The organism is Amycolatopsis melonis (assembly GCF_040064235.1).
In the GTDB taxonomy this organism is placed as follows: Bacteria; Actinomycetota; Actinomycetes; order Mycobacteriales; family Pseudonocardiaceae; genus Amycolatopsis; species Amycolatopsis melonis.
Genome location: NZ_JBDZYD010000012.1, coordinates 99,042 through 112,519 on the forward strand (window position 1 = coordinate 99,042; position 13,478 = coordinate 112,519).

Annotated in this window: 13 protein-coding genes; 8 read left to right on the top strand and 5 right to left on the bottom strand. The window is 72.4% G+C overall.

Translation table 11 applies throughout. From position 1 onward, the window contains the following. The first annotated feature begins 2 nt into the window (after window positions 1-2). On the top strand, window positions 3-800 hold the full coding sequence (locus ABJI51_RS30205; protein ID WP_348954439.1) for a hypothetical protein: 798 nt from the start codon (window positions 3-5) through the stop codon (window positions 798-800). A gap of 11 nt (window positions 801-811) precedes the next feature. On the opposite strand, the gene ABJI51_RS30210 is transcribed toward ABJI51_RS30205, so the two are convergent. Continuing rightward, window positions 812-1,351 (bottom strand): CGNR zinc finger domain-containing protein, encoded by a 540-nt coding sequence (locus ABJI51_RS30210; protein WP_348954440.1) that lies wholly within the window; start codon window positions 1,349-1,351, stop codon window positions 812-814. 38 nt (window positions 1,352-1,389) lie between these two features. Here ABJI51_RS30210 and ABJI51_RS30215 point away from each other — a divergent pair, with 38 nt between their 5' ends. Beyond that, window positions 1,390-2,280 carry a phosphotriesterase family protein gene (locus ABJI51_RS30215; protein WP_348954441.1) on the top strand — a complete coding sequence of 297 codons (891 nt, stop codon included), beginning with the start codon at window positions 1,390-1,392 and terminating at the stop codon, window positions 2,278-2,280. A gap of 2 nt (window positions 2,281-2,282) precedes the next feature. Here ABJI51_RS30215 and ABJI51_RS30220 read toward each other — a convergent pair whose 3' ends face one another. Continuing rightward, window positions 2,283-3,182, bottom strand: coding sequence for a PAC2 family protein (locus ABJI51_RS30220; protein WP_348954442.1), 900 nt, complete (start codon window positions 3,180-3,182; stop codon window positions 2,283-2,285). 38 nt (window positions 3,183-3,220) lie between these two features. Here ABJI51_RS30220 and metH point away from each other — a divergent pair, with 38 nt between their 5' ends. From metH to hisG, 6 genes are all read left to right on the top strand, one after another. Next, entirely contained in the window at window positions 3,221-6,769 is a 3,549-nt protein-coding gene (gene metH, locus ABJI51_RS30225) for a methionine synthase (RefSeq protein ID WP_348954443.1), read from the top strand. A gap of 17 nt (window positions 6,770-6,786) precedes the next feature. Continuing rightward, window positions 6,787-7,449 carry an HAD family hydrolase gene (locus tag ABJI51_RS30230; protein ID WP_348954444.1) on the top strand — a complete coding sequence of 221 codons (663 nt, stop codon included), beginning with the start codon at window positions 6,787-6,789 and terminating at the stop codon, window positions 7,447-7,449. A 59-nt stretch (window positions 7,450-7,508) separates the two neighbouring features. Next, the gene (locus ABJI51_RS30235) at window positions 7,509-8,972 is read left to right on the top strand and encodes an AlkA N-terminal domain-containing protein (protein ID WP_348954445.1); all 1,464 of its coding nucleotides are present in this window, start codon (window positions 7,509-7,511) and stop codon (window positions 8,970-8,972) included. A gap of 21 nt (window positions 8,973-8,993) precedes the next feature. Beyond that, a complete protein-coding gene (locus tag ABJI51_RS30240) occupies window positions 8,994-9,479 on the top strand; it encodes a methylated-DNA--[protein]-cysteine S-methyltransferase (RefSeq protein WP_348954446.1) in 486 nt (161 codons plus the stop codon). Window positions 9,480-9,582: 103 nt separating this feature from the next. Next, complete coding sequence (locus tag ABJI51_RS30245; protein ID WP_348954447.1) at window positions 9,583-9,846, top strand: phosphoribosyl-ATP diphosphatase; 264 nt, start codon at window positions 9,583-9,585, stop codon at window positions 9,844-9,846. A gap of 34 nt (window positions 9,847-9,880) precedes the next feature. Further along, on the top strand, window positions 9,881-10,726 hold the full coding sequence (gene hisG, locus ABJI51_RS30250; RefSeq protein WP_348954448.1) for an ATP phosphoribosyltransferase: 846 nt from the start codon (window positions 9,881-9,883) through the stop codon (window positions 10,724-10,726). A 26-nt stretch (window positions 10,727-10,752) separates the two neighbouring features. Here the strand turns inward: hisG and ABJI51_RS30255 are convergent, their stop codons facing one another. The 3 genes from ABJI51_RS30255 to ABJI51_RS30265 all read right to left on the bottom strand — a co-directional run bounded on the left by ABJI51_RS30255 (window position 10,753) and on the right by ABJI51_RS30265 (window position 13,443). After that, window positions 10,753-11,688 (bottom strand): ParA family protein, encoded by a 936-nt coding sequence (locus ABJI51_RS30255; protein WP_348954449.1) that lies wholly within the window; start codon window positions 11,686-11,688, stop codon window positions 10,753-10,755. Between the two features lie 64 nt (window positions 11,689-11,752). Beyond that, entirely contained in the window at window positions 11,753-12,544 is a 792-nt protein-coding gene (locus ABJI51_RS30260) for a thioesterase family protein (protein ID WP_348954450.1), read from the bottom strand. Continuing rightward, window positions 12,544-13,443: a RecB family exonuclease gene (locus tag ABJI51_RS30265; RefSeq protein ID WP_348954451.1), complete on the bottom strand. Its 900-nt coding sequence runs from the start codon at window positions 13,441-13,443 to the stop codon at window positions 12,544-12,546. The genes ABJI51_RS30260 and ABJI51_RS30265 overlap by 1 nt, the downstream gene beginning before the upstream one ends. Window positions 13,444-13,478 lie beyond the last annotated feature (35 nt).

Sequence of the window (13,478 nt, forward strand, 5' to 3'; positions counted from 1 at the left end):
TGATGCCCGACCCCGGCGACGCGGCCACTCGTCGGCGCCGCACGACCGGCATCGCCGCGGTGACGCTCACGGTGGCCGCCCTCGGCGCGGGGGTCATCGGGATGTTCGGTGCGGAGACCCCGGGGGTGCCTCCGGCGGCCCTCGCGAGCCGTCTGCCCGACGCGCCGCCGTCGGCCGCGGAGGTACCCCCGGCCGCGCCGTCGGTGAGCCTCGACGACAGTTCCTGGGAGTTGCAGCTGTGGTCGGTCCAGCCGCACCACGTCGGTCTCCATTACGGGCAGAACCATCGGTACGGGTTCGAGATCGACGTCCATGACGGCACCGCACCCCGCACGGCACTGCCTGCGAAACCCGCGACCGCCGGTCAGATCGCGGACCCGGCGTCGGTGACGTGGCAGGACGGACCGGATCGGTGGATGCGGGTGCGGACCACGAAGCCGATGACCGCCGCGGAAATGCTTTCGCTGCTGGGGAAGATCCGCGCCACCCCGCCGGTGCTCGCGTCGCCGCTCAAGTCGGCGCAGGTCCCGGACGGGCTGGAGATCGGTGCGTTCACCAGCGAGCCCGAGGCCAACACCCTGGTCCTCTGCCCCGCAGCCGTCCTGGGGAAGGCGCCGCTCGACAGCCGGTGTTTCTCGATGTTCGTCTCGCCCGCCGGCACCACGGAAAGCGCGTCTCCGCGGGACCCGCTGCCGGTTCGCCAGTACCGGAAGATCGGGGCCTACACCGTCGAAATCAACAGCTCGCGTGCCAACGCGCAGGCGGCGCTGACGTTGCTGAACTCCGTGCAGCTCAACTGAGGGCGGCCTGCTCAGGATTCCGCGCGCCGCCGCTGCCTGAGTGCCCGGACCCGGCCGCGGCTTGCGCAGGCCGGGGAAGGGCACCAGCGCCGCCGTCCGCCCGGGTCGGCGAACACGCCGCGGCAGTCGTCCTCCGGGCAGACGTGCAGGTCGTGGCGCAGCGGGCCGGTCAGCCAGTCGGCCGCCTGGGAGGCGAGCCGCCCGAGGGCGGCCGTCGTGTCGGCGGGCGGGGTCCGGTGGAAGCCCGCCTCGAAGCGCACCGGCTCGCCGGTCAGGAACTCCGCCAGTGCCCCGATCGCCGCGGGTGGCGGGGCTTCGCCGCGCACCACCGGCTGGGCGAGGTCGCGCAGGACTTCCCGCAGCCGGTGCGTGGCCGCGAGGTCCGCGTCGGTCACGCGCGCCCGCGGGGTCAGTTCCGCCAGGTCCAGCCACTCCGCCAGCCGGGCGGGCGTCGGCAGGCGCTCGACCGGCTTCGCGCCGAACGCGCGGCCGCGGGTGGCGAGCAGGTTCAGCCAGGGAGCGCCCATGTCGAGGCGGAAGTCTTCCGGCACCCGCCAAGTGTAACGCCTGAGGCGTTACGATGGGTGGCATGACTGGGGTAATCCGCACGGTGCTGGGCGACATCGACCCGGCCGAACTGGGCGTCACCGACTCGCACGACCACCTCTTCTTCGCCTCGAAGCTGCTGCCCGGCGAGGAGCTGGACGAGGTGGAACCGGCGCGGGACGTCCTCCTCGACTTCAAGGCGGCCGGCGGCTCGGCGCTGGTCCAGTGGACGCCGTACGGGCTCGGCCGCAGGATCGGCGACCTGGCCCGGCTGTCGCGGGAAACCGGCGTGCACATCGTCGCGGCCACCGGCTTCCACCGCGCCGCGCACTACGCGCCCGAGGTGGTCCGCGAGGTCGTCGACGACCTGGCCCGGATCTTCGTCGACGACCTGACCGGAAGCACGCGGGCCGGGCTGATCAAGGTCGCCGGCGCCTTCCACACCCTCGACGACCACGCCCGGACGACCCTGACCGCCGCCGCGGTAGCCCACCAGGAGACCGGCGCGCCGATCGCCGTCCACCTCGAACACGGCACGGCCGCCCTGGAGGTCGCCGGCCTGCTGTGCGACACGCACGAAGTGCCCGCCGACCGGGTCATCCTCGGCCACCTCAACCGCAACCCGGACGATGCGCTGCTACGCGAAATCGCCGCGCGCGGGACGTTCCTCGGCTTCGACGGGCCATCGCGCGCCAACCACGCAACCGACTGGCGGCTTCCGGACTGCCTGGAAACCCTCGTCGGCGCCGGGCATGGAGGGCAGATCCTGCTGGGCGGCGACACGACGACGGCGACAGCCCGGCACGAACCCGGCGCGTCCTACCTGCTCACGACACTCGCGCCCCGGCTGGCGAAGCGGCTCGGGGAGGACGCTGTGACGGCCATGCTGGTGGCGAACCCCGCGCGGGCGTTCGCCACCAGCAGGCCCCGGTGAACTCAGCGCAGGCCGAAGCCCTCCTGGCCGCGGCCGCGGCGGCGCAGGTAGCGCTCGAACTCGGCGGCGATCTTGTCGCCGCTGACGTCCTCGACCGCGACCTCGCTCTGGGCGTCGCCGCGCTCTTCGAGGCTGCGGACGTACTCGCTGATCTCCTCGTCCTCGTCGGCCATCTCGCTGACCGTGCGCTGCCACTCCTCGGCCTGCTCCGGCAGCGCGCCCAGCGGGATCTCGACGTCGAGGATGTCCTCCAGCTTGTGCAGCAGCGCCAGCGTCGCCTTCGGGGACGGCGGGTGCGACACGTAGTGCGGCACGGCCGCCCAGATCGACACCGCCGGGATGCCCGCCTGCACGCAGTAGTCCTGCAGGATCCCGACGATGCCGGTCGGGCCCTGGTAGTTGTTCAGGTCGAGCCCGTACAGCGACGCGGTGTCCTTGTCGTACGCCGTCCCGGTGACGGGGACCGGGCGGGTGTGCGCGGTGTCGGCGAGCAGCGCACCGAGCGTCACCACCGTCGCGACGTCGAGCTGCTGGATGTGCTCCAGCAGCTCGGCGCAGAACGCGCGCCAGCGCATGTTCGGCTCGGGACCCTGGACGAGCACCACGTCGCGGTCGAAGCCGTCGGGACGGCACACCGACAGCCGCGTGGTCGGCCAGTCCACCCGTCGAGTGACGCCGTCCACCATCCGGACGGTCGGGCGGCTGACCTGGAAGTCGTAGTAGTCGTCCGGCTCGAGTTCGGCCAGCGGGGTGGCGTCCCAGTTCAGCTGCAGGTGCTCGACCGCCCGGCTGGCCGCGTCACCTGCGTCGTTCCAGCCTTCGAAGGCGACCACCATCAGTGGCCGGGAGGGTTCGGGGCGGCCGCCGGGCGGCCGCGGGGTCTCGTCGACGGGCTCACTCACCGGACCAGCCTACGACCACCGGCCTTACGCTGTTCAGCATGTCCGATCGCGGGTCGTCACCGTTCCTGACCGCTCTCGGCACGCGTGTCCTGGTGGCCGACGGGGCCATGGGCACCGCGCTGCAGGCCCATGACCTCAGCCTCGACGACTTCGGCGGCCTGGAGGGCTGCAACGAGATCCTCAACGTCACCCGCCCGGACGTGGTGCGCTCGGTCCACCGCGGGTATCTGGAGGCGGGCGCGGACGCCGTCGAAACGAACACTTTCGGGGCCAATTTCGCCAACTTCGCCGAGTACGGCATCACCGAGCGGATCTTCGAACTGGCCGAAGCCGGAGCCCGGCTGGCCCGCGAGACCGCCGACGAGTTCGCGACGCCGCAGCGCCCGCGGTTCGTCCTCGGCTCGGTCGGCCCGGGCACGAAGCTCCCCACGCTCGGCCACGCGCCGTTCACCACGCTGCGTGACGCCTACCGCGAGGAGGTCCGCGGCCTGCTGGCCGGCGGCGCCGACGCGGTGATCGTCGAAACCACCCAGGACATCCTGCAGACGAAGGCGTCGATCATCGGCGCGAAGCGGGCGATGGCCGCCGAAGGCAGGCAGGTGCCGATCCTCGCTTCGATCACCGTCGAAACCACCGGGACCATGCTGCTCGGCACCGAGGTCGCCGCAGCGCTGGCCGCGCTGGAGCCGCTCGGCATCGACGTCATCGGGCTCAACTGCGCCACCGGCCCGGCCGAGATGAGCGAGCACCTGCGGCAGCTGGCCAAGCACGCGCGGGTCCCGCTGTCGGTGATGCCGAACGCGGGCCTGCCGGAGCTGGGCCCGGACGGCGCGGTCTACCCGCTCGGCCCGGAAGCGCTGGTCGAGGCGCTGACCGGGTTCGTCCGCGAGTTCGGCGTGGGCCTGGTCGGCGGCTGCTGCGGCACCACCGACGAGCACATCCGGCAGCTCGCCGCCGCCGTCGCGGACACCACGCCGGTCCCGCGGCGGCCGCGGCCCGAGCCGGGCGTGTCGTCGCTGTACCAGGCGGTGCCGTTCAAGCAGGACGCCAGCGTGCTGATGATCGGCGAGCGCACCAACGCCAACGGCTCCAAGGCGTTCCGCACCGCGATGCTCGAAGGCCGCTGGGACGACTGCGTCGAGATCGCCCGCGAGCAGACCCGCGACGGCGCCCACCTGCTGGATCTGTGCGTCGACTACGTCGGCCGCGACGGCACCGCCGACATGGCCGAGCTGGCCGGACGGCTGGCCACCGCCTCGACGCTGCCGATCATGCTCGACTCCACCGAGGTCGCCGTGCTCGAAGCCGGGCTGCAGCGGCTCGGCGGGCGGTGCGCGGTCAACTCCGTCAACTACGAGGACGGCGACGGCCCGGACTCGCGCTTCGCGCAGGTCATGACCCTGGTGCGGGAGTACGGCGCCGCCGTCGTCGCGCTGACCATCGACGAGGAGGGCCAGGCGCGGACGGCGCGGAAGAAGGCCGACATCGCCACCCGGCTGATCGAGGACATCACCGGCAACTGGGGCCTGCGGGAGTGCGACGTCATCGTCGACGCGCTGACCTTCACCATCGCCACCGGCCAGGAGGAGTCGCGCCGCGACGGCATCGAGACGATCGAGGCCATCCGCGAGATCAAGCGCCGCCACCCCGAGGTCCAGACCACGCTCGGGCTGTCCAACATCTCCTTCGGCCTCAACCCGGCCGCGCGGCAGGTGCTCAACTCGGTGTTCCTGCACGAATGCGTCCAGGCCGGGCTGGACACCGCGATCGTGCACGCCTCGAAGATCCTGCCGATGGCCCGCATCCCGGAGGACCAGCGCGCGGTGGCCCTCGACCTCGTCTACGACCGGCGCCGCGACGGCTACGACCCGCTGCAGGAGCTGATGGCCCTGTTCGAGGGCGTCAGCACGGCGTCGTCGAAGGCCTCGCGCGCCGAGGAACTCGCCGCGCTGCCGCTGTTCGAGCGCCTGGAACGGCGGATCGTCGACGGCGAACGCACCGGCCTCGCCGAGGACCTCGACGCGGCACTGGCGCAGCGGCCCGCGCTGGAGATCATCAACGACACGCTGCTGTCCGGCATGAAGACCGTCGGCGAGCTGTTCGGGTCCGGGCAGATGCAGCTGCCGTTCGTGCTCCAGTCCGCCGAGGTGATGAAGGCGGCCGTGGCGCACCTGGAACCGCACATGGAGAAGGAGGACGACGCAGGCAAGGGCCGGATCGTGCTCGCCACCGTGCGCGGCGACGTCCACGACATCGGCAAGAACCTCGTCGACATCATCCTGTCCAACAACGGCTACGAGGTCGTCAACCTCGGCATCAAGCAGCCGATCTCGGCCATCCTCGACGCGGCCGAAGAACACGGCGCCGACGCCATCGGGATGTCCGGGCTGCTGGTCAAGTCCACGGTGATCATGAAGGAGAACCTCCAGGAGATGAACTCCCGTGGCGTCTCCGCGCGGTGGCCGGTGCTGCTCGGCGGCGCGGCGCTGACCCGGTCCTATGTGGAGAACGACCTGACCGAGCTGTACCTCGGCGACGTCCGCTATGCCCGGGACGCGTTCGAGGGACTGCGGCTGATGGACGCGATCATGGCCGCCAAGCGCGGCGAGTCACCGCTGATCGACGCCGAGGCGGAGAAGAAACGCCAGGAGCGGAAGGAACGCCGGGAACGCTCGCTGCGGATCGCCGAGGCACGCAAGGCCCGCAAGGCCGAGGAAGAAACGGCGCCGCCGCCCGCCCGGTCGGACGTCGCCACCGACGTGCCGGTGCCGTCGCCGCCGTTCTGGGGATCGCGCGTCGTCAAGGGCATCCCCGTTGCCGACTACGCCGCGATGCTCGACGAACGCGCGACCTTCATGGGCCAGTGGGGCCTCAAGGGCGCCCGCGGCGGCGCCGGGCCGACGTACGACGAGCTGGCCGAGACCGAGGGACGGCCGCGGCTGCGGTACTGGCTCGACCGGCTGACCGCCGACGGGATCCTGGCCCACGCGGCCGTCGTCTACGGCTATTTCCCGTGCTACAGCGAGGGCGACGACCTCGTCGTGCTCACCGAGCCCGAGCCGGACGCACCCGAGCGGCTGCGCTTCACCTTCCCGCGCCAGCGCCGCGACCGGCGGCTGTGCCTGGCCGACTTCTACCGGCCGCGGGAGTCCGGCGAGGTCGACGTCGTGCCGTTGACCGTCGTCACCATGGGGCAGCCCATCGCCGACTACGCGAACGAGCTGTTCGCCGCCGACGCCTACCGCGACTACCTGGAGGTCCACGGCCTCGGCGTCCAGCTCACCGAGGCGCTGGCCGAGTACTGGCACTGCCGCATCCGGGGCGAGCTGACCTTCCCCGGCGGTGTGGCGGTCGCCTCAGAGGACCCCGACGACGTCGAGGAGTTCTTCAAGCTCGGCTACCGTGGAGCCAGGTTCTCCCTGGGCTACGGCGCCTGTCCCGATCTCGAAGACCGGGCGAAGATCGTCGCCCTCCTCGAACCGGGCCGGATCGGCGTCAAGCTGTCCGAGGAGTACCAGCTGCACCCCGAGCAGTCGACCGACGCGATCGTCTGCCACCACCCGGAAGCGAAGTACTTCAACACCTAGACCCGGAGGAGACCACTGTGGACGGACTCGACGCCGTGCTGTGGGACATGGACGGCACGCTGATCGACTCCGAGAAGCTGTGGGACGTCGCGCTGTACGAGACGGCGGAGTGGCTGGGCGGCAAGCTTTCCGAACAGCAGCGGATGACGCTCGTCGGGTCCAACATGGACGACACGTCCGCGTACCTGCTGGAGGTCGTCGGCCTTCCCGTGACGCCCGAAGCGATCGCCTCGACGGGTGCGGAGATCCGCCGCCGCACGGCCGGGCTGTTCGACGACGCGCTGCCCTGGCGGCCCGGCGCGCGGGAAGCGCTGACGGCGGTGCGCGAGGCGGGCCTGCGTTCGGCGCTGGTCACCTCGACCGAACGCGACCTGACCGAGCTGGCGCTGAACACGATCGGCCGCGACTTCTTCGACGTCACGGTGTGCGGGGACGAGGTCGAGGGCCTCAACAAGCCGCACCCGCGCCCGTACCTGAAGGCGGCCGAACTGCTCGGCGCCGACCCGGCGCGGTGCGTCGCGGTCGAGGACTCCCCGCCGGGCACGGCGTCGGCGGTCGCGGCGGGCTGCACGGTGCTGGTCGTCCCCAACGACGTCCCGGTCGAGGCGGGGGAGCGGCGGGTGTTCCGCGAGTCGCTCGTCGGCATCGACGTGCCGGCGCTGGCGGCCCTGCTCGGCTGAGCACCACCATGTCGCTTTTCCGCTAGCCCCGCGCCCGCCGGGTCCGCGATGCTGAAGCGGTGCACGATGACTTCGAACGGTGCGTACGGGCCGTGCAGGCGAAGGACGCCCGGTTCGACGGGTGGTTCTACACCGCCGTCCTGACGACGAAGATCTACTGCCGGCCCAGCTGCCCGGTGGTGCCGCCGAAGCCGCGGAACATGCGTTTCTACCCGAGTGCCGCGGCCGCCCAGCAGGCCGGGTTCCGGGCCTGCAAGCGCTGCCGTCCCGACGCGAGTCCCGGTTCGCCGCTGTGGAACGAGCGCGCCGACCTGGTGGCGCGCGCGATGCGGCTGATCGCCGACGGCGTCGTCGACACCGAAGGCGTCCGCGGCCTGGCCGCCCGCCTCGGCTACAGCGTCCGCCAGGTCGAGCGGCAGGTGTTCGCCGCGCTGGGGGCCGGTCCGCTGGCGCTGGCGCGGGCCCAGCGGGCGCAGACCGCGCGGACCCTGATCGAGACGACCACCCTGCCGATGACCGAACTGGCGCTGGCCGCCGGCTTCGGCAGCATCCGGACGTTCAACGACACCGTCCGCGAGGTCTTCGCCCTTTCGCCGACGCAGCTGCGGCAGCGTGCGAAGGGCAAGCCGTCGGCCACCGCCGGGGCGCTGGTCCTGCGGCTGCCGTACCGCAGGCCGCTGTGCCCGGACAACCTGTTCGGCCACCTCGTCGCGACCGGCGTCCCGGGCGTCGAGGAGTGGCGGGACGGCGCGTACCGCCGCACGCTGCGGCTGCCGCACGGCCACGGCATCGTGGCGCTGCGGCCCGAGGACGGCCACATCGCCTGCCGTCTCACCCTCGCCGACCTGCGCGACCTCCCGGCGGCCACCAGCCGCTGCCGCCGCCTGCTCGACCTCGACGCCGACCCGGTCGCCGTCGACGACCAGCTCGCCACCGACCCGCTGCTGGCCCCGCTGGTCGCGGCCGCGCCCGGCCGCCGGGTCCCGCGCACGGCCGACGGCGCCGAGTTCGCCGTCCGCGCGGTGCTCGGCCAGCAGGTCTCGACGGCGGCGGCGCGGACCCACGCGGCCCGGCTGGTCGTCGCCCACGGCGAGCCGGTCGACGACCCCGAGGGCGGCCTCACGCACCTGTTCCCGTCGCCCGAGGCACTGGCCTCGCTGGATCCGGAGACCCTGGCGATGCCGCGCAGCCGCCGTCGCACGCTGCTGGCCCTGGTCGAGGCGCTGGCGGGAGGACTGGACCTCGGCGCGGGCAGCGACTGGGGCGCGGCCCGCGCCGCCCTGACCGCGTTGCCGGGATTCGGGCCGTGGACGGTGGAGAGCATCGCGATGCGGGCGCTGGGCGACCCGGACGCGTTCCTGCCCACCGACCTCGGCATCAAGTACGCGGCGGAAACCCTCGGCCTCGGCGGCCCGGCGGCCGTCGCCGCCCGGTCCGAAGCGTGGCGCCCCTGGCGCGCCTACGCCACCCAGCACCTGTGGGCCACCGGCGATCACGCGATCAACCGGATGCCCGCCGCCTGACCCCCTTCCGACAGGAGAACCATGCGTACCCACGCCATCGTGGCCAGCCCGTGCGGCCCGCTGACCCTGGTCGCCGAGGACGGCGCCCTCCGCGGCCTGTACATGACCGAGCAGCGGCACCGCCCGGACGAGACGACCTTCGGCGAGCCCGACCCGGGTGCGGAGATCTTCGTCCGCGCCGAAACCGAGCTGAAGGAGTACTTCGCCGGGCAGCGGCGAGAGTTCGACGTGCCACTGGCGTTCGCGGGCACGCCGTTCCAGCAGCGGGTCTGGGCGGAACTGCGGAAGATCCCGTACGGCACGACGCTGTCCTACGGCGAGCTGGCCGACCGCCTCGGCAGCCCGGGCGCCTCCCGCGCGGTCGGGCTGGCCAACGGCAAGAACCCGATCGGGATCATCGTGCCGTGCCACCGCGTGGTGGGCGCGAACGGCTCGCTGACCGGGTACGGCGGCGGGCTGGAGCGCAAGCGCTACCTGCTGGACTTCGAGCAGGGCGCGCTCTTCTGATCCCACCGGCTGGGAAACGACGTCCACTTCGGTGTGAGATCGGTGGCATCCGGACCGGCCCGGGGCAGCGGCGCCCGGGCCGGGATGGAAGGATCTGCAGACCGTGAAGACCTTCGATGAGCTGTTCGCGGAGCTTGCCGAGCGCGCGCGTACCCGTCCCGACGGGTCCGGCACCGTCGTCGCCCTCGACGCCGGGGTGCACGCCCAGGGCAAGAAGGTGCTCGAGGAAGCCGGCGAGGTGTGGATCGCCGCCGAGCACGAGTCCGACGAACGGCTCGCCGAGGAGATCTCGCAGCTGCTGTACCGGGTGCAGGTGCTGATGCTCGGCCGTGGCCTGACGACCGAGGACGTCTACCGCTACCTGTGACGGGTCGCGCGAAAGAACGAGGAGACAGAGCGAAATGCTGCGTGTTGCCGTGCCGAACAAGGGAGCCCTCGCCGCCGCGGCGACGGAGATGCTCGGCGAGGCGGGCTACCGCAAGCGGCATGAGCAGCGCGACCTGACCGTGCTGGACCCGGTGAACGAGGTCGAGTTCTTCTTCCTGCGGCCCAAGGACATCGCCATCTACGTCGGCTCGGGCGAGCTCGACCTCGGCATCACCGGCCGCGACCTCGCCCTCGACTCCGGTGCCCCGGTCGAGGAGATCCAGGCACTCGGGTTCGGCGGCTCGACGTTCCGCTACGCCGCCCCGGCGGGCAAGGACTGGAAGCCGGCGGACCTGCACGGCAAGCGCCTCGCGACGTCCTACCCGCGCCTGGTCCGCGACGACCTGGCCCGCCACGGCGTCGAGGCCGAGGTGATCCGGCTCGACGGCGCCGTGGAGATCTCGATCCAGCTGGGTGTCGCCGACGCGATCGCCGACGTGGTCGAGTCCGGCCGGTCGCTGCGCCAGCACAACCTGGTGGCCTTCGGCGACCCGATCTGCGTGTCGGAAGCGGTGCTGCTGCAGCGGCGCGGGACCCCGGACAGCAAGGCGAAGTCGCAGCTGGCCGCCCGCCTGCGCGGGGTCGTCTTCGCGCAGCAGTACATGATGCTGGACTACGACTGCCCGCGGTCGCTGGTCGAGCGGGCGATCGCCATCACGCCCGGCCTGGAGTCGCCGACGGTGGCCCCGCTCGCCCACGAGGACTGGGTGGCGGTGCGCGCGATGGTGCCGCGCAAGGAGGTCAACCGGATCATGGACGAGCTGGCCGAAGTGGGCGCCAAGGCGATCCTGGCCTCGGACATCCGTTCCTGCCGTCTCTGACCGCCGGGCCCGGCCGCGCCGAAATCTCAGCGCGGCCGGTTCGGCTTCTTCGGCAGCAGGTCGTACAGCCCCTTGCGGACGCCGTTGTCGTTGACGTTGCGGGCCACCGCCACCTCGGAGATGAAGTCCTCGAAGACGAACTCCTCGTCCGCGGGCACGACCGCCGGCGCCTGGTTCTGCTCCAGGTAGCCGTCGAGCGTCGCGGCGATCTCGCGGAACGACAGCGCCTGCAGGGTTTCCGGCGCGTACGTCGTCACCGGGACGCCGTGCGCGGCCGCCTCGTTCATCACCACGCCCAGCGGCAGGTGCGAGAGCATCGGGATGCCGAACTCGTACATCTCCTGCAGCGCCGCGGCCGCGTAGTGCGAGATCGGCCGCCGGTACAGGCTCGGGACCAGGCCGAACCACGACAGCGGCTGCCGCCCGACGGTCTGCTCGACGTACCGCACCTGGTCGGCGAGCAGCCGCAGCGCGCGGATGCTGGTCTTGTCCGGCTGGACCGGGACCAGGATGCCGTGCGAGGCCGCCAGCGCGTTGTTCGTCAGCACGTCCAGCGCCGGGGGACAGTCGATGACGCAGTGGTCGTAGTTGGCGAACTGGATGACCCTGGCCAGCTGCCAGCCGGGCACGCGGAAGGAGTCGAGCCGCCGGATCAGGTCGAACATCCCCGGCGACGTCGGGACGACGTCGAACGCACCGCCGCGGCCGAGGTTGCTGCGCGGGTGCGGGACCACCAGCTCCTCGATCGGGCCCTTCCACGTCTTGGCCAGCGCCTTCGCCAGGCTGGGCGCGTCCGCGGCGACCTCGGACAGGCCGAGCATCTCGGTCGTCGCGTGGCCCTGCGGGTCGAGGTCGACCAGCAGCACCCGGCGGCCCCGCTCGGCCAGTGCGGCCGCGGTGCCGACGCTCAGTGAGGTCTTGCCGACCCCGCCTTTCTGGTTGACCACCGAGGTGATCTGCATGCCGGAGCGCTCCTCAAGTCGGTCGTTCCGCGAAGGTTATTGGATGCGGGCCCGTTGTGGGTGGCTATCCGCCCCCGGCCTGTCGCGCGCGCACCAGGAGGGCCTGTGCGCCGGTGGCCACCGGGCCGTCGCCGTCGTGCAGGATGCTGGTCGCCGTGCCGACGCCGGTGCGGCCGACCAGCGTGACCGCGTCCATGCCGATCCACTCGCCGTCCGGCTGCCGTCGCAGGTGCACGGTCAGCTCGGAGTTGATGAACCACCACTGCCGCGGGTCCAGGAAGTTCGACACGCCGCTGGCGGAGTCGGCGGCGGTGACCAGCCGCTGCAGCCCGCTGGGCTCCTCGCCGTCGACGAGCGGGATGCGCTGGCGGGCCCACACGGCCGCCGGGCCGGGCACGTCCATGCCGCCGCGCACCGCCCGCCACTCCATCGCGTCGAGGTAGCCGCCTCCCCAGCCCTCCGGCCACCGCGACTCCCCGACGCTGTCCGGCGCGGGCAGCAGGGGACCGGCGTCGGTGGCGATCGCGGCGGTGTCGGACGTCGCGACCCGCCAGGCCGACGCGCGCGCCACGACGCGGTCCGCGCTCGCCAGCTCCGCCTGGAGCAGCTCGACCGAGCGGCCGGGCCGCTCGATCCGGGCGCGCACGGCGAGTTCGGCGACCGGGGCCGGCCCGAGGATCTCGACCGTCACCCTGGCCAGTTCGGCCGGGTGCGCCGGTTCGACGTTTTCGAGGGCGCGCACCAGCAACGCCGACGGCGGCCCGAAGTGCTGGGCATCCGGCGTCCACGGCCCGGCGGTGTGCGCGGTGGCGGAGAACCGGCCGTCGCCGAGCGGGACGTAGAACGCGTCGGCCATCAGTCGGCCCGGTCCAGCGGCGTCTCGTCGCCCGCGTCGGGCTCCGGCCAGCCGGGGTACTCCGGCGGCGTGCCGCCGTACTCGGGACAGTGCGCCTGGTGGTCGCACCAGTTGCACAGCTTGCTGGGGTTGGCGCGGAAGTCCCCGGTCTTGCCCGCCTTGAGGATGGCCTGCCAGATGGCTTCCAGGGTGCGCTCGAAGCGGACCAGCTCGGCTTCGTCGGGGGTGTAGGCCAGCGACTGGCCGTCGGTGAGGTACATCAGCTTCAGCTGGCGCGGGACGATCCCGCGCAGCCGCCACAGGACCACGGCGTAGAACTTCATCTGGAACATCGCCTTGGCCTCGCCGATCTCGCGCGGCGCGGCACCGGTCTTGTAGTCGACGACCCGGATCTCGCCGGTGGGCGCGACGTCCAGCCGGTCGATGTAGCCGCGCAGCAGGACACCGGAGCCCAGCTCGATCTCGACGTGCAGCTCGCAGGCCTCCGGTTCGAGCCGCCGCGGGTCCTCCAGCTCGAAGTAGGCGTCCAGGAGCTTTTCGGCCGAGCGCAGCCATTCCGCGTGGTCCTCGGGCCGTTCGCCGTCGAACAGCGCGGTCCACTCCGGACGTTCGGCGGACAGGTCCGTCCACGCCGGGCCGAGCAGCTCGCGGGCCCGCGGCGGCACGCGCTCGGCCGCCGGCAGCGCGAACAGCCGTTCCAGCACCGAGTGCACGAGCGTGCCGCGCAGCTGCGCCTTCGTCGGGACTTCGGGCAGCCGGTCGACGGCACGGAACCGGTAGAGGAGCGGGCACTGCTTGAAGTCGCTGGCCCGTGACGGCGACAACGCGGGCCGCCGCCGCACTTCGGTGGCGACGGCGGAGTCGGGGGCTTCCGTGGTGACGGTGTCGGCGTCGGGCATGGGCAGAGCGTAACGCCGGGGTACGACAGTTCCGG

Excerpts from the sequence above, each read along its gene's own strand:
- ABJI51_RS30205 (WP_348954439.1), top strand. The coding sequence starts at position 3 with ATGCCCGACCCCGGCGACGCGGCCACTCGTCGGCGCCGCACGACCGGC.
- ABJI51_RS30215 (WP_348954441.1), top strand. The coding sequence starts at position 1,390 with ATGACTGGGGTAATCCGCACGGTGCTGGGCGACATCGACCCGGCCGAA.
- metH (WP_348954443.1), top strand. The coding sequence starts at position 3,221 with ATGTCCGATCGCGGGTCGTCACCGTTCCTGACCGCTCTCGGCACGCGT.
- ABJI51_RS30240 (WP_348954446.1), top strand. The coding sequence starts at position 8,994 with ATGCGTACCCACGCCATCGTGGCCAGCCCGTGCGGCCCGCTGACCCTG.
- hisG (WP_348954448.1), top strand. The coding sequence starts at position 9,881 with ATGCTGCGTGTTGCCGTGCCGAACAAGGGAGCCCTCGCCGCCGCGGCG.
- ABJI51_RS30255 (WP_348954449.1), bottom strand. The coding sequence starts at position 11,688 with ATGCAGATCACCTCGGTGGTCAACCAGAAAGGCGGGGTCGGCAAGACC.
- ABJI51_RS30260 (WP_348954450.1), bottom strand. The coding sequence starts at position 12,544 with ATGGCCGACGCGTTCTACGTCCCGCTCGGCGACGGCCGGTTCTCCGCC.
- ABJI51_RS30265 (WP_348954451.1), bottom strand. The coding sequence starts at position 13,443 with ATGCCCGACGCCGACACCGTCACCACGGAAGCCCCCGACTCCGCCGTC.